This is a genomic window from Nonomuraea turkmeniaca, from assembly GCF_005889735.1.
In the GTDB taxonomy this organism is placed as follows: domain Bacteria; phylum Actinomycetota; class Actinomycetes; order Streptosporangiales; family Streptosporangiaceae; genus Nonomuraea; species Nonomuraea turkmeniaca.
In genome coordinates this window covers 1-16,163 of sequence record NZ_VCKY01000241.1, presented here as the reverse complement: position 1 = coordinate 16,163, position 16,163 = coordinate 1, and the positions used below count along the sequence as shown (strand labels likewise).

21 protein-coding genes and 1 tRNA gene are annotated in these 16,163 nt (G+C 67.5%); 10 read left to right on the top strand and 12 right to left on the bottom strand.

All coding sequences use genetic code 11. The features are described 5' to 3' along the window. Positions 1-124 precede the first annotated feature (124 nt). Positions 125-364 (top strand): holin, encoded by a 240-nt coding sequence (locus ETD86_RS44185; protein WP_138672609.1) that lies wholly within the window; start codon positions 125-127, stop codon positions 362-364. 908 nt (positions 365-1,272) lie between these two features. On the opposite strand, the gene ETD86_RS44180 is transcribed toward ETD86_RS44185, so the two are convergent. The 7 genes from ETD86_RS44180 to ETD86_RS44150 form a co-directional block, all read right to left on the bottom strand. Continuing rightward, positions 1,273-1,581: a hypothetical protein gene (locus ETD86_RS44180; RefSeq protein ID WP_138672608.1), complete on the bottom strand. Its 309-nt coding sequence runs from the start codon at positions 1,579-1,581 to the stop codon at positions 1,273-1,275. A 36-nt stretch (positions 1,582-1,617) separates the two neighbouring features. Beyond that, on the bottom strand, positions 1,618-3,591 hold the full coding sequence (locus ETD86_RS44175) for a hypothetical protein (RefSeq protein ID WP_138672607.1): 1,974 nt from the start codon (positions 3,589-3,591) through the stop codon (positions 1,618-1,620). Then, complete coding sequence (locus tag ETD86_RS44170) at positions 3,588-3,983, bottom strand: hypothetical protein (RefSeq protein WP_138672606.1); 396 nt, start codon at positions 3,981-3,983, stop codon at positions 3,588-3,590. Before ETD86_RS44170 ends, ETD86_RS44175 begins: the two co-directional genes overlap by 4 nt. Continuing rightward, entirely contained in the window at positions 3,983-4,366 is a 384-nt protein-coding gene (locus ETD86_RS44165; protein WP_138672605.1) for a hypothetical protein, read from the bottom strand. The genes ETD86_RS44170 and ETD86_RS44165 overlap by 1 nt, the downstream gene beginning before the upstream one ends. Beyond that, positions 4,363-5,769: a hypothetical protein gene (locus tag ETD86_RS57530; RefSeq protein ID WP_211370692.1), complete on the bottom strand. Its 1,407-nt coding sequence runs from the start codon at positions 5,767-5,769 to the stop codon at positions 4,363-4,365. Before ETD86_RS57530 ends, ETD86_RS44165 begins: the two co-directional genes overlap by 4 nt. A 286-nt stretch (positions 5,770-6,055) precedes the next feature. Continuing rightward, positions 6,056-6,265 (bottom strand): hypothetical protein, encoded by a 210-nt coding sequence (locus ETD86_RS44155; protein WP_138672604.1) that lies wholly within the window; start codon positions 6,263-6,265, stop codon positions 6,056-6,058. Continuing rightward, on the bottom strand, positions 6,262-6,441 hold the full coding sequence (locus ETD86_RS44150) for a hypothetical protein (RefSeq protein ID WP_138672603.1): 180 nt from the start codon (positions 6,439-6,441) through the stop codon (positions 6,262-6,264). The genes ETD86_RS44155 and ETD86_RS44150 overlap by 4 nt, the downstream gene beginning before the upstream one ends. Positions 6,442-6,856: 415 nt before the next feature. Here ETD86_RS44150 and ETD86_RS44145 point away from each other — a divergent pair, with 415 nt between their 5' ends. After that, positions 6,857-7,339 (top strand): GntR family transcriptional regulator, encoded by a 483-nt coding sequence (locus ETD86_RS44145; protein ID WP_246149223.1) that lies wholly within the window; start codon positions 6,857-6,859, stop codon positions 7,337-7,339. Positions 7,340-7,464: 125 nt separating this feature from the next. Continuing rightward, positions 7,465-8,196 (top strand): DUF7873 family protein, encoded by a 732-nt coding sequence (locus tag ETD86_RS44140; RefSeq protein WP_138672602.1) that lies wholly within the window; start codon positions 7,465-7,467, stop codon positions 8,194-8,196. A gap of 394 nt (positions 8,197-8,590) precedes the next feature. Here ETD86_RS44140 and ETD86_RS44135 read toward each other — a convergent pair whose 3' ends face one another. The 4 genes from ETD86_RS44135 to ETD86_RS44120 form a co-directional block, all read right to left on the bottom strand. Then, on the bottom strand, positions 8,591-9,127 hold the full coding sequence (locus ETD86_RS44135) for a hypothetical protein (RefSeq protein WP_138672601.1): 537 nt from the start codon (positions 9,125-9,127) through the stop codon (positions 8,591-8,593). Between the two features lie 112 nt (positions 9,128-9,239). Beyond that, complete coding sequence (locus ETD86_RS56010; RefSeq protein WP_246149220.1) at positions 9,240-9,464, bottom strand: tyrosine-type recombinase/integrase; 225 nt, start codon at positions 9,462-9,464, stop codon at positions 9,240-9,242. After that, positions 9,461-10,132 carry a tyrosine-type recombinase/integrase gene (locus ETD86_RS44125; RefSeq protein ID WP_138672599.1) on the bottom strand — a complete coding sequence of 224 codons (672 nt, stop codon included), beginning with the start codon at positions 10,130-10,132 and terminating at the stop codon, positions 9,461-9,463. The genes ETD86_RS56010 and ETD86_RS44125 overlap by 4 nt, the downstream gene beginning before the upstream one ends. Positions 10,133-10,253: 121 nt before the next feature. Next, positions 10,254-10,326: transfer RNA gene (locus ETD86_RS44120), tRNA-Arg, on the bottom strand. Between the two features lie 168 nt (positions 10,327-10,494). Between ETD86_RS44120 and ETD86_RS44115 the strand changes: the two genes are divergently transcribed. The 7 genes from ETD86_RS44115 to ETD86_RS44080 all read left to right on the top strand — a co-directional run bounded on the left by ETD86_RS44115 (position 10,495) and on the right by ETD86_RS44080 (position 15,658). Next, positions 10,495-11,676, top strand: a complete 1,182-nt coding sequence (locus ETD86_RS44115) for a sensor histidine kinase (RefSeq protein ID WP_138672598.1) — start codon at positions 10,495-10,497, stop codon at positions 11,674-11,676. After that, entirely contained in the window at positions 11,673-12,308 is a 636-nt protein-coding gene (locus tag ETD86_RS44110) for a response regulator (RefSeq protein WP_138672597.1), read from the top strand. Before ETD86_RS44115 ends, ETD86_RS44110 begins: the two co-directional genes overlap by 4 nt. Positions 12,309-12,383: 75 nt before the next feature. Continuing rightward, the gene (locus tag ETD86_RS44105) at positions 12,384-12,656 is read left to right on the top strand and encodes a hypothetical protein (protein WP_170223587.1); all 273 of its coding nucleotides are present in this window, start codon (positions 12,384-12,386) and stop codon (positions 12,654-12,656) included. Positions 12,657-12,971: 315 nt separating this feature from the next. Further along, a complete protein-coding gene (locus ETD86_RS44095; RefSeq protein ID WP_138672595.1) occupies positions 12,972-13,178 on the top strand; it encodes a hypothetical protein in 207 nt (68 codons plus the stop codon). 1 nt (position 13,179) lies between these two features. Then, the gene (locus ETD86_RS44090; protein WP_138672594.1) at positions 13,180-13,914 is read left to right on the top strand and encodes a prolipoprotein diacylglyceryl transferase; all 735 of its coding nucleotides are present in this window, start codon (positions 13,180-13,182) and stop codon (positions 13,912-13,914) included. After that, positions 13,911-15,428, top strand: coding sequence for a radical SAM protein (locus tag ETD86_RS44085; protein ID WP_138672593.1), 1,518 nt, complete (start codon positions 13,911-13,913; stop codon positions 15,426-15,428). The genes ETD86_RS44090 and ETD86_RS44085 overlap by 4 nt, the downstream gene beginning before the upstream one ends. Further along, entirely contained in the window at positions 15,425-15,658 is a 234-nt protein-coding gene (locus tag ETD86_RS44080) for a hypothetical protein (RefSeq protein ID WP_138672592.1), read from the top strand. Before ETD86_RS44085 ends, ETD86_RS44080 begins: the two co-directional genes overlap by 4 nt. Here the strand turns inward: ETD86_RS44080 and ETD86_RS44075 are convergent. Beyond that, positions 15,648-16,109: a MaoC family dehydratase gene (locus tag ETD86_RS44075; RefSeq protein ID WP_138672591.1), complete on the bottom strand. Its 462-nt coding sequence runs from the start codon at positions 16,107-16,109 to the stop codon at positions 15,648-15,650. The genes ETD86_RS44080 and ETD86_RS44075 overlap by 11 nt on opposite strands. Positions 16,110-16,163: the final 54 nt, after the last annotated feature.

Sequence of the window (16,163 nt, the reverse complement as noted above, 5' to 3'; positions counted from 1 at the left end):
CGCCGGCCAGTTCTTCAACAACAACAACGACACGGCCTGGGTGACCAAGGCCAACGGCGATGTGCTGTCCAGCTACTCGTGGGACCACAACGGCGGCTACGTCTTCAAGCCGTAGGAGGCAGACATGAAGAAGTGGGCAACTGGAGTGTTCTGGGGCGACGCGGTAGAGCGCGCCGTCCGTACCGCTGCTCAGGCGGCTCTTGGCCTCATCGGCACCGAGGCGGTCGGACTGCTGGACGTGACCTGGCCTGTGGTCGGGTCCGCTGCTGGGCTGGCGGCGGTGGTGTCGCTGCTCACGTCCATTGCGGCCGGTGGCACTGGAGACGTCACCACGGCCAGCTTCCGGACGCAGCGTCCGTACTAGCGAGCGTGTACGGGGTCGGGTCGCCTACGGGCGGCCCGACCCCTTTCTTTCGTCAGATCAATGTGAGGTCTGACCTCATGCTGCCTCGTCTCTCCTACCGAGGGCCACTTCACGGCCAGATCGTCGCCGCCCTCGGTTCCTCGCCGTGAAAAGCCAGCGCGCGCCGGTGGGTGCGCGCCCGGCGTCGGTCATGCCGATGGACGCTCCCACCTTGGTCTCGCTCAGCGGCGCTGGACACTCACGCTGTGCAGGTAAGGCTTCATGGTTCCGCAGAACTTAAAGCTCTGGCCCGAAGTTCGCCAGTTGCCGTAGTAGTATGCCGTAAGTGCTCCGTTTTTGACGTTTTTGCAGGTGAGGACTACCCGATACTCCCCGACTAGGCACTCGCCCCAGCCGGCGTCGGGGCCAACGTCGCGGATGGCTCCTGACTGGCAGACCGGGTAAGCCGCGTTGGCGGCGCTGGCACTGACCAGCAACGTACCTGCTGCTGCCAGGCTTAGCATGGTTACGACTACAAGCTTCCTTGCGAGCATCGGCATTGTTCTCCGTTCCCCAACTCTTGACGTTGTCACTTCGGGTCAAGATCCAACCACGTTCCGGTATGTCGCCGGTATGTCGCAATCTCTGCGCGCCTCGACGTCCGCTTGTGGCGGCCCGACGCCCGGGCGCGCCTGCTGCGAGCCTGACGTCGTAGGTCCGTCTCTGCCACGGGACGCCGTGGCGTCCGCTGACGGGTGGTTAAGCGGCGGGACATGCTCTGTACGGGGTCGGCTCGCCTACGGGCCGCCCGGCCCCTTTCAATGTCGCGCTGATCAGTCGTATCGTCAGGTAGCCGCTGCCTGGAAACGCGGAAGGCCCCCGCTTCGATCCTTCGGGATCGGGGCGGGGGCTCTCTTCGCGTTGTACGGCTACGCCTTCCGCTGAGATCGGCGTCGCTTGGAGCGTGCGGCCGGCGCCTCGTACCTCTCCGGCCCGCTTGCGGTGAGGCGCCAGACCCCGGCGCCTCGTTGGCTGGCCACGCTGCACATCGCCGAGAGGCAGACGGAGATCAGTGCCTTGCGTTCGTCGATCTTCGATTCGCCGGGCATCAAGAACACAGGCACGCCCGCCTTCAGGTAAGCGTCGTACTCGTGTGGGCGCTCGAAGATCCGCAGGTCGGTGGCGCGGCTCACAATCGGCTCGAAGTGCGCATCGTCGGGGTCGTCGGGGAAATCCATGTCACGCCCGGGCCGCATGCCGCCGTCCGGTTCGGCCTAGTCATCGCCGTAGCGCTCCAGCGTGTCGACGGCCTGGTGGAGGACCTGCCCCGCCTCGGGGGAGCCGTCCAGAGCGATCGCCATATCACCGACGACCGTCTCGGCCACCCGCGTCAACTGGGCACGCTCGGACTCCTCGTCGGGTTCGGCCTCATCATCGTGCGGGTCGCCGAGGTCGAACCCCGCGTCGACGTCCGGCCTGTCATCGGCCACCAGGACGGGGGCCGATGGGCGCTCGTCGAGCAGCACGGCGCCGGCCAGGACCGGCCCCCGGGCACCAGCAAACGCGTACTGCTTGGGGGCCCGGTTGAGCTTGGCCGACCGCGATGCGACGAACCGCTCGAACGGTTCGCCCCACGTCGCCCCCGTGATCGGGTCGAGCGGGGCGGCAAGATGCAGGTACTCGTCCAACGCCGCGGCCACGTCGCCGCCGTCGCGGGCCTTGCGCGCGAACCGGGCCGGGATCGCCTGCCGGGCCGCGGGAAGATGCGACAAGACGGTGTGCACCATCCCGGCCCGCTTGTTCTGCCACACCCACGGGGCGGCCCCCGCGTCGAGCAGGTCGGGCCGGAGGACGAGAGCGGCGTCGTCGGGCTCCTTGCAGCCGAACATCAGCACGTCGGCGGCGTTGGAACGGGCGTTGGTGTCGACCCGGTCGTGGATGCCTTTCTGCGCCTCGATCAGCAGCTCGATCCCCACGGAAGCGGCCCGCTCGGTGAGCTTCGTCATGTCCTGGTTGTTGTACAGCGCCGCAGCCTCGTACACGTGCACGAGCAGCCACGTCAGCCCGCAGCCGGGCTCCCACTCCTTGCACACCTTGCCGAGCGGGTTCCGCCGCGGATCGCCGAGATAGGCCGCCCGGGCGGGGATGGTGGCGTACACCAGCTTGTTGAAGTAGGCGCGGATCGAGTTCTGGTTGTCCAGCACGTACACGGCGCCCTTGGAGATGACGCCGAGCTGCTGGTCGGCCTTGACCGCGTCACACAGCACGACCGCGGAATCGCTGCGGGTCATGACGTTGACGTCGATCTCCTCGCCAGCCTCACCTTTCCCGGCCCTCGACATGCCGATCATCATCATGTGCGACTGCGGCTTGTCGTCGCCGTCAGGCGTGAGGTTCGGCACGTACGGAAGGTGCAAGGTCAGGTCGGCCCCGTCGCGGTAGCGGCCCAGGCCGCGGATCGGCTCCCGGATGGACTCGCCCGGGTCGAGCGGACCCTGCCACTCGAACGGTCGCTTCAGCGGGTCGGTCCGCATGACCGTGATGCCGATCTTGTCGAGCTTGTCGCCGATGTGCAGCGTCGTCCCGCCGCGGATGCCGCCGGCGAACCGGGTCAGCTTCTCGATCAGCTGCTCGCTCAGGTCGCTCGGCACCTCGCCGTCGCCGAGCTCCAGCCCGGCATGCAGCACGTCCGGCGTGTTGGTGAACACGGTCAGGGTGGAGTCGGACACCTGCGGCATGTGCTCGGCCGCGAACGCCCGCCACGCATCCGGCAGGTGCCCCGCCGCGTTGTGTCCGCGGCCTACCTTCTCCAGCTCGCGCATCGCCGAACTGGTGTGGCGGCGGTTCCACACGATCGCGGACGTGACGCCGAACACGCCACCGCCGATGAGCGCATACTTGTCCGGGCCGAACGCCACCGTGTACGCGATGAGGGCGACGGGGGCGGACACGTTGAACAGCTCGTGCGCCCGGCCGAGCGTCAAACGCCCGCGGGTCAGATGCACCGAGACGCCGAGCATGACGACGCCCGCCACCGCTATGCATGCGGCGGTGAACACCTGGACGCCGCCGAGTGACGTCAGCAGCCACGCCAGCGGCGCCAGCACGAGCGCGGCGACCAGCAGCAGCCAGGGGGCCAGGACGCGCCAGAACTGCGACAGTTCGCCGCCGACGTCGCTGATCTGGCGGCGCAGCTTCCGTTCGGCCTTGCGCTGCTCACGCAGGGTCTCGTTCGTGATTACGCTCAAAGTTCCATCTTCTCGTCCTCGGGCGGCCTCGGCCGTCCCTTGCCCTTGCCGTACTGCTTGTCACGCAACCCATCGACAGCGGCGCCACAGTGCTTCTCGAAGTTCGGGTACAGCGAACGCACCCCGGCCCGGGCCAGGCGCACGCACACGGACGCCGTCACCAGGCCCACCGTGGCGCGCATCGCTCGCAGGTACTTGTCGTCGCCCTGGTCCACGCCCTGCCGCTTGGCCTCCTTCAACAGGGCGTAGATGCGCTTCACCAGTTCCTTGCGGCGGCACTCGAACTCCGAGGCGAGGTCGCCGAGCACCTCGTCGGCGTACCGGCCGTACAACCGGATCTGCTCCGGTTTCCGCGTCGGGTACTTGGCCAGGTCAGCTGAACGGCGGGCCATCACATCTCCAGACCGCGGCGAGTCTCAGGCCGCGGGGTCTCGTCCAAGGGGAGGTCATGTGGGTCGGCCAGCTCGAAGGGGAGCAGGCGTGGGGCCGACGCCCGGGCGGCGCAGCGCAGCCGCCACCACGCCCATGCCAACACCAGGCACAGCAGGACGCCGGTCACCACCGCGCCGAGCAGAAGCAGCGCGACGACGGCGGAGCCGACCAGCAGCCCGGCGCCGAGCACCGTCTTGGCGAGTCGGCCGAGGATGTGGCCTGGGCGGCGGTGGGCACGCTGCTCTCGCCACCAGATCCACGGGGGAGTGCCGTCGTATCGGGACCGTCGCCAACCCCCCGCCAGGGCGAGCACTGCGGCGCAGTAGATGAGCGACGTGATCATGCGTTCACCTTCTTCGGGTCGGCCTTGCGTCGCTTCCACCACGGCAGCTCCGCCACCCACTCCCGCCGCTTGCGGGAGGCGAGGCTGGGGTGGACGCCTGCATGTGCGGCGAGTTCCTTCGGAGTGGGGTAGCGGTCCTCAGCCACTTCCGCGTCCCAGTGGTCTCGCATGACCTGCGTCTTCGACGCCTCGTCAGCGTCTTCCGTGACCTCGCCGTCAGTCACACCAGAGGTCACATCGAAGGTCACAAGCGGGGTCACATAAGGGTCATTGGCGAGCATCCGTTCGAGGTTGAACACGCCGGGGTCTGTGACCTCGAATGTGAGCTCTGGTGTGACCTCCGGGCGGGTCACAGGGGAAGTCACACCGGGTGTCACAGGGAGCGGAGCCACGGGCACGGCGCCAGGCGGGACGACGGACCCGTTTGTGACTGGAGATGTGACCCGCCCTGTGATCACACTGGGAGTCACACGCCCGGTCACGGGAACCAGGTGTTGACGGGTCGCGTCCGCGGCGAGCATGGCCAGATTCGCAATGGTGGACTTGGCCTCGTGCTGGTCGGCGAGGATCACGTTCAACCGCTCCGTCTCATCGGCGAGCCGCGAGAACGGCTCCTCCACCGGCGCCACCCAAGCGGAGTCCGGCGTCACGTCCATGAGGCTGCCCGCGCTGTACAGGGCGGCCACCTCGGCGCGGACCCGCTCCTGCATGACGCTGTCGCGGCCGAGCCCGGTGTGTTCTGCGGCGGACTCGAACGCCTTGTCCAGGCGTGCCAGCGCGGCGCGACGATTGCGCTCGGGCGCGCCGACGTCGCGGAGCTCGCGGGCGCGCTTCGCCGCCAGAGCAAGGCGGGTAAGCCGCCGCTGCGCATCCACCTCGCCGGCCGTCCGGTCAGTCGTCTCCGCCAGGCGCAGCCACACCATCACCCGCTCCGGCGTGAGCCGCCAGTTGATGCGGCCGGTGCCACGGATGCGGTGGCGTTCGATGGCCATCCCGCGCTCCCACAGCCAGGCGGCCACGAGGGGAGCGGCGAGCCGGAACACGGCCTCGGGAAGGCTGCGCGCGTCCATGGCCGACAGCACGGCGGTGAGGACGGTGAGCGCCCATACGGCGATGCCGTCGATGCCGGCGGAGTAGTTCTCTCGCATGTTGCGGCGGGCGCGGACAGCGCTGGTGATGATTGCGATCTCGATGAACGCGAACAGCAGCAACCTGAGCGGCCCGTCCAAGCCGAGAACGTCTTCGGAGAAGCGCCACATGCCCTGCGCGGACACGCCCGTGGCAATGCCGGCGGCCAGGATTGTGAGGATGTTCTCTGGCGCGTAGGCGATCAACCGGGGCCATCCCCACCGCCACAGACGCCAGGCGGCGAGCACGCCAACGACGCCGGCGGCGGCCTTCAAGCCGAGCAAATCCAAGGCAGGAAGGGGCGGACAGCGTCAGGTAATACAAGTAGGTTGTGCACCGATCGGGCCTCTCGGATCAGTCGGGAGTCCGGTTGTAAGGGCCTGCCGCCTGGTTCCCGCCGGGCGGTAGGTCCTTTGTCGTTTATGGAGTTGGAGTGCCGCCCCCGGAGGGTCCAAATAGATCCGCTGCGGCGCCACCACCATGGCTGCGCGGAACCCCTCCGGGGACGGCCGTCTAGCACCCCCGCCCGCGCCGTCCCTCGATCCCGGGCGGGGGTGGGTCTTATGTGCTGGCCCCGTTGTCCTTGGGTTCACGCTGGACGCCGAGCCGCTCCAGCGGGCCGAACTGCGCGTTGACCCAGGCGACAGATCCGCTAGCGTGGCCGTTCAACAGCTCGATGATCATCTCTCCGGTCTTGGGTTGTTTCTGACCGGTCTCCATCCACACGCGGCCCTCACGGTCCATCCATGCACGGATGACGGCGCGGCTCACGACCGGTCCTCCGGGTCCGGGATGACCTGGTACACCTTGTGGCCGCCGCCCTTCGGGCACTCCCGGGGCTTGTAGCCGGGCTGGGCTCGTGCAGCCTCCAGATATGAGCGGCCCGTCTTGTCGTCGACGACCTCCTCAACCGGGATGCCGCAGTCGAGGCAGATCAGGAGAGTCACTGCAGGTCTCCCGTCCCCATCTGCGGGTCGCGGCGAGGCCACGGCATTGAGATGGGGCGCGGCTTCTCCGCCGCGCCTTCGTCTGGGGTGGCCGGGTGGTGGTACCCGTCCTTGGATGTCTTGCAGCGGACGCGGTCTTCGCCCATGGGGTGCCGGTCAGCGCGCTATGCGCCGGTGCCGAGTTCCACGATCCGTTCGCCGCAGCCGCACGTGTCGGACCGTCCGACCTGTGCGGCAAGCGCCAGGAGGTCCTCTATGCGTTCCCGAGGGTTGGAGGGGGCCATGCCACTAAGATACTCCTGGACAAGCTATCTGGTCTAGAGGTAGATATATCTAGGCTATTAGATCTTATGATCTCGACAAGTGGGCCGTAGTGGTTGAATAGGGCACCACATAGCTCATCTATCGTGCCCGCGTGGTCAGACGTGAGGGACCAGTGCCGATCTACCAGCAGGTCGCCGACGAGATCAGACGCCGCATAGACAGCGGCGCGATCCCGCCTGGCCACGCCGTGCCCAGCGAGCAGCAGATCGAGGACGAGTTCGAGGTGTCGCGGATCACCGCCACCAAGGCTCTCCGCCTGCTTCGCGAGGAAGGGATCGTCTACCTCGTGCCCGGCCGGGGAACGTTCGTCGGCCCGGAGGACGCGCCCCGCGTCTCGCAGACGACCAAGCCGTACGAGCGGATCGCCGCCGACATCGCCCAGCGCATCAAGGCCGGCGAGCTGCGTCCCGACTACCCGATCCCGAGCGAGACCACGCTCCGCCAGCAGTACCACGTGGCGAAGGGGACCGTCCGCCGGGCGGTGGCGCTGCTGCGCGAGCAAGGCTGGGTGTTCACGGTAGAGAAGCGCGGCAGCTACGTCTCGCCACGCGCGAACTGGCCAGCGGGGGAGTAGCGGCCCTAACCGACTGAGCGATTCGCCCAGCGATTCACCCACCAGCTATACAAGTTGCGCGGCCATTCGGGAATCGCTGTACGATCTGCTCTATCCCGTCAACCCTCACGGAACGGACCCTCGCCGTGGCGAAGCTGAACCAGATTCTCGCCGTGGAGAAGGGCGTCAAGGCCAGCTCGCAGCGGTCGGTTACGGACGCCTACCACACCATTCAAAAGGCTCCGCTGCTGTCGGGCCTATCGCGCACCTACCAGCCGATCGACGATGAGGGCGAGCAGTTGCCGCCGGAGTCGACCCGCGTGCAGGTGAAGGCTGAGCAGGTTCTCACCGATGTGGCGAAGGCTCTCGCGAAGCTGTTCGACGTGACCGCGACGAAGGACTGGACGAACACCGTCGCCAAGGCTGACGTCATCGTGGACGGCCAGACCCTCATCGAGCAGGCGCCGGTCACGTTCCTGCTGTTCTTGGAGAAGCAGCTCGTCGACCTGCACACGTTCGTGTCGAAGCTGCCGACGCTGGACCCGGCCGAGACTTGGACGCTCGACCCCAACAGCGAGGCGTGGCGGACCGAGCCGGTCAAGACGACCCGCACCAAGAAGGTCCCCCGCAACCACGTCCTGGCGGAGGCGACGGACAAGCACCCCGCGCAGGTGCAGGTGTTCACCGAAGACATCGTCGTCGGCTACTGGACCAAGACCGCGTTCTCCGGCGCACTGCCGGCCCGCCGCGTCAACGAGCTGCTGGCCCGGGTGCAGAAGCTGCAGGACGCCGTGAAGTACGCCCGCGAAGAGGCCAACGGAACCACCGTCGATGACCGCCAGGTTGGCGACGCCGTGTTCTCGTACCTGTTCGCCTAACCGAGACTCCCCGTTGAGCGCGGGGTGCGCCGTAGGGCGCAAAGCTGAAGCTCAGGCTGAAGCTGACAAGCGGCGACAGTGGGGGTTCGAAACCTTCCCCGGGCACCACGGGCCCGGGTAGCCCAAGAGGTAGAGGCAGCCGATCAAGTTCAGATTCTCGCTCTAAGCTCAGCATTGACCGTCGAGCGCCAGATCAACCGAGGACAGGCTGTGATTGTTGAGATGCCGGTTCGAATCCGGCCCGCGGCTCTTCGTGCCGCGGTGGCTCAATGGCAGAGCGCACATCGTCAGGACTGACCTGTCCTCTTAAACGCCGCTGGCGCCGCACATGGCGGCAACATCGAAGGCCCCCCGGCTTGGGTAGTCCGGGGGGCCGCTGCCTTTGTAAGGCCCCTCAGTCGCCCAGCGAGAGAAACAACGGGGAGCTGATCTGGGAGGCCGAATACTGCAGCCGCCCTCGGTGGCTGACCTCGATGCCGTAGAAGTCGTGGCCGGTCGGGGCGGTTATGGCGAAGGCGAACTCGCACTGACCCGCCTTGTCCCGCTTCCCGGCCCCCAACGACCCAACAGCGAGGGTCACTTGCGTGGCGTCGGTGATGACGACCTGCGCCCCTTCGCGGATGTCGTTGAATCCGCCGTCTCCGCTACAGGGGGCCCCTTCGGTGCCGAACCCGTCCTTGAGGGTCACACTTCCCGACACGGCGATGGTCGAGGGCGTCGGCGACGCGGCCGGTTTGGCGAGCTGGCCCAGCAGCAGTGTTCCGCCGGTGCCAAGAGCGACACCGAGCAGCAGGGCGGGCACGCCTATGGCGAGGATCAGCAGCGGCAAGGGCAGCCGGCGGGGAGCGCGGTGACCGGCTACCGGCGGCGGTTGCTGGGGCGGCGGCTGCCCGTAGGGGAACTGGCCGTATTGGGGGTCGGGGCCGCTCACGATTGCACCGGCCCGGCTAATAGAGGGCGCAAGGTGACTCCAGAGACGAGTGCTGTGGACGGGGGAGAGGACGCCGCAGTAGCCGCCGAGGTGTACCGCCATGCTGGATTGGTCAGAGTTGGTCGCCCAGCGCCATCCTCCGGTGCGCCTCAATAGCACGCTGCTCGGCGTTGGCCCGGCCGTACCGGCGAGGCATGTCCAGCGACGACCAGCCGAAAAGGCGCATGCCGTCCTGATCGGAACCGCCGGCCGCGAACCAGGCGTCGGCCGCGAAGTGGCGGAGCTGGTGCGGGTGGATCCGGCCGATTCCGGCGAGGTCACAGCGCCGCTCGATCATCTGATAGATGCCCGAGGGGGTGAGTTGTTTGCCGCGGGCGCCGAGCCACATGCCTCCAGGCGCGCCAACGGGTGCTTGGCCCGTGCGCGGAGGTACCGCGTTAATGCCTTTCCCGTCTTGGCCCCGAAGGGTACAGACCGCCACTTCTTCCCCTTGCCCAGGATGACCACGACGTCTTGCGGTGAAGTCGACGCGCTCAACGAGCACGCTGGCCATCTCGGCGACTCGTGGTGCTCCCGGCTCGCAGAACAGCCGGATGATCGCCTCGTCGCGTAGCGAGTGCCCCTGCACGTGTCGAGCAGGGCTCTGACGTCGTCGATGGCCGGAATGGGGATCGGCTTGTCCTCGCCCTTGGGTTCGCTGATGGACGCCATGGGCGACTTGTCGATGATCTCTTCCCTGGCCATCCAGTTGTAGAGGCGGCGAAGGCTGCGGAAGCGGTTGCCGGCCGTGCTCGCCGAGTGCTGTTCCTTCACGTGGAGGAGGTAGTCGCTGATCTCGGTCTTGGTGAGATCGGCGAGGTCCGGTTCGGGTGCGCCACCGTCGGTGTGGAACTCAAGGAGTTGGAGGACGGCTTCCTCGTAGGACTGGATGGTGCGCGGGGAGCGGTTGGCGAGCTTCAGATCGCGCTCGAAATCGCGCCATGTGAGGAGGTTGTGCTGGTCCACGGGGCTCCTCGTGAGGGTCGAGGGAGGGGAGCATTTTCGCGAATCAGATGCTTAGGGAGCGCCATGGTATGCACAAAAGAAGATCCCCCACCAGCGTTTCCGCTGATAGGGGACTGTGTTGCGCGGCCGACAGGAGTCGAACCCGTAACCTTCTGATCCGTAGTCAGATGCTCTATCCATTGAGCTACGGCCGCTCGCTGCGTAAGCAAGCATAGCGGGTTTTGGGGAGTGCCTCGAACCAGATACCGCAGTCATGAGCCGCCGGCCGGGTCCCACCTGCCTGTGGATACATCGAAGTGTGTATCCACAGGCAGGTCCCTCGCAGGAGGGCGGCAGGGGGCCGGGGTGGTGAGATAGGGGACATGAAGTGGGTCGTGCTGGGGGTCGTGCTGGCTTTCGCGACGGGTGTGGTGCTGATCGCGGGTGGTGCCTATATCGAGCGTGGGCTGCCCGGGTGGGTGCTCGTCGTGCCCCTGGCGATCACTTGCGCGGGAGTTCTGGTGCGGCAGCGGGCGCCGCTCGTGTCGCTGGGGCTCGGGGTGGTCGCGGTCACCCTCGACGCGTTCGTGGGGCCGTCCCTGGGGACTGTGCTCGTGTTCACCGACAATCTGTACGCGGCCGTGCTCTATGGGCCGGCGCGATTGGCTCGGGTGTTGCTCGGTGTGACGGCCACGCTGGCGGTTGTGGGCGGGGCGGTGGCCGGGTTCATCGCGGAGGACTGGCGAGTGCTGGCCGTGATAGGGATTCAGGCGGGGCTGGTGCTGGTCACGCCGGTCACGACGGCCCTGGTGCTGCGGGAGCAGCGGGATCGGGCGGCGGCCGAGCGGGCGCGGGCGGAGCAGGTGGCGCATCTGGCGGAGCTCGATCGGCAGGCGGCGGTCGCGGCGGAGCGTACGCGGATGGCGCGCGAGTTGCACGACATGATCGCCAATCACTTCAGTGCGATCGCCATCCAGTCCACGGCTGCGCTCTCTCGTACGGATCTTGATCCGGGGACGGTCCGGAAGGTCATGGAGTCCGTACGGGAGAACAGCGTCAAGGGGATGGCCGAGATGCGCTCCATGATCGGGTTGTTACGGCAGGAAGGGGAGGAGCCGGAGGCCACCCGGCCGCGGCTGGCGGATGCGGAGACCTTGGTGGAGCGGGTCACGCGGGCAGGGCTCGCCGCCGGTCTGCGGGTCGACGGGGTGCCTCGTGAGGTGCCTGCCTCTGTCGACCTGGCGGGCTACCGGATTCTCCAGGAGGCGTTGACCAATGCGCTCAAGTACGGGGATTCGCCGGTTGATGTCGTGGTCTCGTATGAGGCCGCGCGGGTTGTGATCGCGGTTGAGAACGTCGTGGGAGTGGATGGAATGCGTTTGCCCGGGGCGGGAGCGGGGGCCGGGTTGATCGGTATGCGGGAGCGGGCCTCGTTGGTCGGAGGTTCTCTCGAGGCCGGACTGCACAGCCAGCCCGGGCGGTGGCGGGTGCTCGCCGTGTTGCCCGCCTCCGACGACCATTTCTCTGTGACCGACAACGGCGGTGGGGTGGCGGTGAGCCGGTGACGATCAGGGTGTTGGTGGCCGACGATCATGCGGCGGTCCGGGCCGGGATCGCCTTGATCCTCGACGGCGTGTCCGACATCGAGGTCGTGGGCGAGGCGGGTGACGGGGAGCAGGCCGTTGCCATGGCCAGGGAGCTGCGGCCCGACGTGGTGCTGATGGACGTCCGCATGCCACGCCTGGACGGCATCTCGGCCACCAGGGAGTTGGCGGGGGTCAGCGATGTGCTGATCCTGACGACGTTCGATGTCGACGAGTACGTTTTCGGCGCCCTGCGGGCGGGCGCGGCCGGGTTCCTGTTGAAGAACACGGATGCCGAGTCCCTGGTGGAAGCGGTCCGGCTGGTAGCGCGCGGGGACGGGTTGATCTCGCCAGGGGTCACCCGGAAGTTGATCGCGGCCTTCGCCGAGCAGTCAACGCCGTCGCGAAGGGAGCAGGCCGCCGGTCAGGAGAGCCTGACGCCCCGGGAGCGGGAGGTGCTGGCCTGCATAGGGCGCGGCATGTCCAACGCCGAGATCGCCGAAGAGCTGGACATGGCGGAGGCCACGACGAAGACGCATGTCAGCCGGGTGCTCAACAAGCTGGGACTGAAGAGCCGGGTACAGGCGGCGATTTACTACTCAGGAGGCACATAGAGCCGTAATGTGTGCCGCGTGAGCACACCGCCGCCGCCTCCAGGGCCGAATCCAGAGTCGCCTCGCCGGCCTGGGTTGATCGTCGGGTTGGCGTTCGCCGGATTCTTCGGCTACCTCGTCGTCAACGTGATCGTCGGCCTCGTCGCCCTGAACGTCGGATCGGAGGTGGCGTTCGGCGTGGCGGCCGGGGTTCTGGCGCTCGTCGGCATCGGTGCGGGCGTGGTCTTCGTACTGCTGCGGAGGTCGTGGTCCATAGGGCTGGGAGTGGGCCTGATGATCGGGTGGTCACTCACATCGATCGTCACGGTCGGCTACTGCACGGGGCTCAACCCCGGGCTGTACGCATAGATGGACATGTTGATCGGATGCCAGTCGGCGGTCCCTGGTCTGATGGCGACTTGGGGGTTAGCCGACCGATGAACATGCCACCGCCACCGCCACCGCCACCGCCTCCGGGCGGCCCGCCGTACGGCTCGAATCGCCCGCCGTACGGTCCGAACCACCCACCGCACGGCCCGAATCGCCCGTCGTATGGACCGCCGCCGCCCCCATCCCCGTCCGACGGCGCATCCATCGGCGTGCTCATCGGGCTGACGTTCGCCGGCCTGGCGCTCTACAGCGTGCTCAAACGTCATCGTCGGTTTCTTCATCTTCGTCGCCACCATGGACTCGAACGGCGCCAACACCCCCTACGTGGTGGCCGGTGCGGCGGTGCTCATCCTCGTCGGCCTGGGTGTCGGCATCGGCCTCCTGATCATCCGCAAATCCTGGACGAGGGGCCTCGGGCTCGGGCTCATGATCGGGTGGGCGCTGTGGTCGGTCCTGTCCGCCGGGATCTGCACCGGCCTGAACCCGAGCCTGTACGCCTGACATGCCTCCTTATCACGAGATATTCGTAGGCCTGGGCGTCTTCACGGCCTCTGTCGTCTTCGTACGGGAGGCAAGAAGGCGCGGCGCCCTCAACGAGCAGTCGCTGATAGCCGTCACCGGCGCCCTGGTCGGCGGCGCCATCGGCATGCGCCTGGCGGGCTGGCTCGAGACGCTGAACCTCCAGAGCCTCTGGTTGTACGGCTCCCGCAGCATCCTCGGCGGCCTGACCGGCGCGTACGTGGGCGTGCTCGCCGCCAAGAAGTTCATCGGCTACAAGGAACGCACCGGCGACCTGTTCGCCCCGGCCGTCGCGCTCGGCATGGCGGTGGGCAGGATCGGCTGTCATCTCACCGAGGCCCCGGGCCGGCCGACCGGTCTGCCCTGGGGCGTGCATGCTCCGCCGACCACGCCCGAGTGCCCCGGCTGCCTCACCGGCGAGGCCATGCACCCGTCGTTCATCTACGAGATCATCTTTCAGCTCGCCGCCTTCGTCGCGCTCATGTGGGCACGCAAGAGGCTCACGCAGCCCGGCGAGCTGCTCACCCTCTATCTCGCCGGGTACGCCGCGTTCCGTTTCGTCGTTGAGTTCACCAGGGCCAACGAGACGCTCTGGCTCGGTCTGACCGGGCCTCAGTGGTTCCTGATGGTGGGACTGCCGCTGCTCGGGATCAGGCTCGCGTACGGCTGGCGACGCGGCTACTACGATCCTCTTTTCCAGCGGAAGGTCATGACATGAGCACAGGGATGGGCCTGCGGGGCGACCGCATCCTCAGGTACGTCAACGCGTTCTGTCCGCAGTGCCACGGCCAGGACCTCGATCAGGTCGAGCGGTTGACCGGCTACCTGGCCGAACGCGACGGCCGGGTATGGCTGGAGCGCGGCTGCCGCAAACACGGCCTCATACGGACTTTGTACGACGAAGATCCAGAAATCCTCAAATATTTGGAGGAATGGACCGCTCCGACAAAGCAGCACGTACCGGATATATCGGGAAACTTCGCTCCGATCCCCCTCGCCTACCTCAACGGCCTCCCCGAGATGCAGACCCAGCACACCTGCATCCTCCTCGAGGACATCGCCGAGATCTGCAACCTCCGCTGTCCCACCTGCTTCGCCGACAGCTCCCCTGACCTCGCCGGCGTCGTCCCCGTCCCCGACATCCTCGCGAACGTGGACCAACGCCTCGAAAGGGAGAACGGCCGCCTCGACGTCCTCATGCTGAGCGGTGGCGAGCCCACCCTCCACCCCGAGCTCAAAACCCTCCTGGCCGAGCTCGAACAGCGCCCGATCACCCGCATCCTGATCAACACCAACGGCGTCCTCATCGCCAGGGACGACTCGCTCCTCGACCTGCTCACCGAGCACAGGGAGCGGGTGGAGGTCTACCTCCAGTACGACGGCTCCTCCGAGAACGCCTCGCGGCACCACCGAGGCGGCGACCTGCGCCGGATCAAGGCCGCGGCCGTCGAACGCCTGTCGGAGCGGGAGATCTTCACCACCCTGGTCATGACGGCCGCGCTGGGCGTCAACGACGGCGAGATCGGCGACGTCGTACGCCTCGCGCTCGACATCCCGTACATCGGAGGCGTCTCCCTGCAACCCCAGTTCGGTTCGGGGCGATCGGGCACCATCGACCCGATGGACAGGCTCACCCACACCGGCGTGCTCAAACGCCTCGGCCCGCAGACCGGCGGCCTGGTGACCTGGCGTGACCTCACCGCCCTGCCCTGCTCCCACCCCCACTGCTGCTCGGTCGGCTACCTCATCCGCGACGACGCGCAGCAGTGGCGCTCACTCACGGCACTGATCGGCCACGACCGCCTCAAGGAGAACCTCGGCCTGGTCTCCAACCGCATCGCCGACAGCGAGATCCCGAAGGAACTGCGGCTGGCCGTCCAGGAATCCCTGCTCGGCCTGCTGTCCGAGCAGTCGTCACTGTCCCACCCCCAGATCGGCGACCTGTGGCGGAACATCTGCGAGAACTGCGACCTCGGCGTCTCCACCCTCCTCGCCCTCGCCTCGTCGGCGCTGCCGGGCCGACGCAGGAAGCTGCGCAGGATGCTGGGGGAGCGGGTGGTGCGCATCACGATCAAGCCGTTCATGGACATCTCCACGATGATCGAGGAACGGCTCATGCAGTGCTGCGTGCACGTCGGCACGCGGGCCGAGCAGGACCAGTGCGCGCCGTTCTGCGCCGTCCAGGCCTGGCCGCAGCTCTCCCGGCAACGACTGTCGGCGGTGGCCTCATGAAGCAGCAGTACGACCCGCTCAGGTTGTGCGTCTACGCGACCGTGGCGCTGCTGGCCTGGCTGCTCGGGCCGTGGGCGGTGCTGGGGTTCGCGGTGCTCGGGTTCGCCGGTTACTGGAAGGCGCGCCGAGCCGGGCTGACGCGGAGCAAGTGCCTGCTGAGGGACACCCGGCTCGTACTGGCTTACCTGGGCCTGATCGCCCTGGTGGCACTGGCCGCGATCATTGTGTGACGGGAACGTACAGGCTGAGGGTCTCGGCCACACAAGCAGGGCGCCTCTCGCCCTCGATCTCGATCGTCACCTTCAGATTGGACAGGTAGCCGGCGGGGGTGCCCTTGACGTCGGTGAGCTCGCCCACGGCCCTGACCCGCGCGCCCACGGGCACCGGCCTGGGGAAGCGGACCTTGTTCAGGCCGTAGTTGACGCCCATCGCGATGCCCTGCACCTGGACCATCTCGAACATGAACGACGGCAGCAGCGACAGCGTCAGGTAGCCGTGCGCGATCGTCCCGCCGAACGGTCCCTCCTTCGCCCGCTCCACGTCCACATGGATCCACTGGTGGTCATCGGTGGCGTCGGCGAAGAGGTTGACCTGTTCCTGGGTGACGGTGCGCCACTCGGTCGGGCCGAACGTCTCGCCGACGGCCGCCTTGAGCTCCTGAACATTCGCGAAGGTCCGCATGGTGCGAACGCTATTGCGCGGATGGTACGGCTGCCAAGTTGAGCACTCGGAAGG

Excerpts from the sequence above, each read along its gene's own strand:
- ETD86_RS44185 (WP_138672609.1), top strand. The coding sequence starts at position 125 with ATGAAGAAGTGGGCAACTGGAGTGTTCTGGGGCGACGCGGTAGAGCGC.
- ETD86_RS44180 (WP_138672608.1), bottom strand. The coding sequence starts at position 1,581 with ATGGATTTCCCCGACGACCCCGACGATGCGCACTTCGAGCCGATTGTG.
- ETD86_RS44170 (WP_138672606.1), bottom strand. The coding sequence starts at position 3,983 with ATGGCCCGCCGTTCAGCTGACCTGGCCAAGTACCCGACGCGGAAACCG.
- ETD86_RS44165 (WP_138672605.1), bottom strand. The coding sequence starts at position 4,366 with ATGATCACGTCGCTCATCTACTGCGCCGCAGTGCTCGCCCTGGCGGGG.
- ETD86_RS56010 (WP_246149220.1), bottom strand. The coding sequence starts at position 9,464 with ATGATCGAGCGGCGCTGTGACCTCGCCGGAATCGGCCGGATCCACCCG.
- ETD86_RS44115 (WP_138672598.1), top strand. The coding sequence starts at position 10,495 with ATGAAGTGGGTCGTGCTGGGGGTCGTGCTGGCTTTCGCGACGGGTGTG.
- ETD86_RS44095 (WP_138672595.1), top strand. The coding sequence starts at position 12,972 with ATGGACTCGAACGGCGCCAACACCCCCTACGTGGTGGCCGGTGCGGCG.
- ETD86_RS44090 (WP_138672594.1), top strand. The coding sequence starts at position 13,180 with ATGCCTCCTTATCACGAGATATTCGTAGGCCTGGGCGTCTTCACGGCC.
- ETD86_RS44085 (WP_138672593.1), top strand. The coding sequence starts at position 13,911 with ATGAGCACAGGGATGGGCCTGCGGGGCGACCGCATCCTCAGGTACGTC.
- ETD86_RS44080 (WP_138672592.1), top strand. The coding sequence starts at position 15,425 with ATGAAGCAGCAGTACGACCCGCTCAGGTTGTGCGTCTACGCGACCGTG.
- ETD86_RS44075 (WP_138672591.1), bottom strand. The coding sequence starts at position 16,109 with ATGCGGACCTTCGCGAATGTTCAGGAGCTCAAGGCGGCCGTCGGCGAG.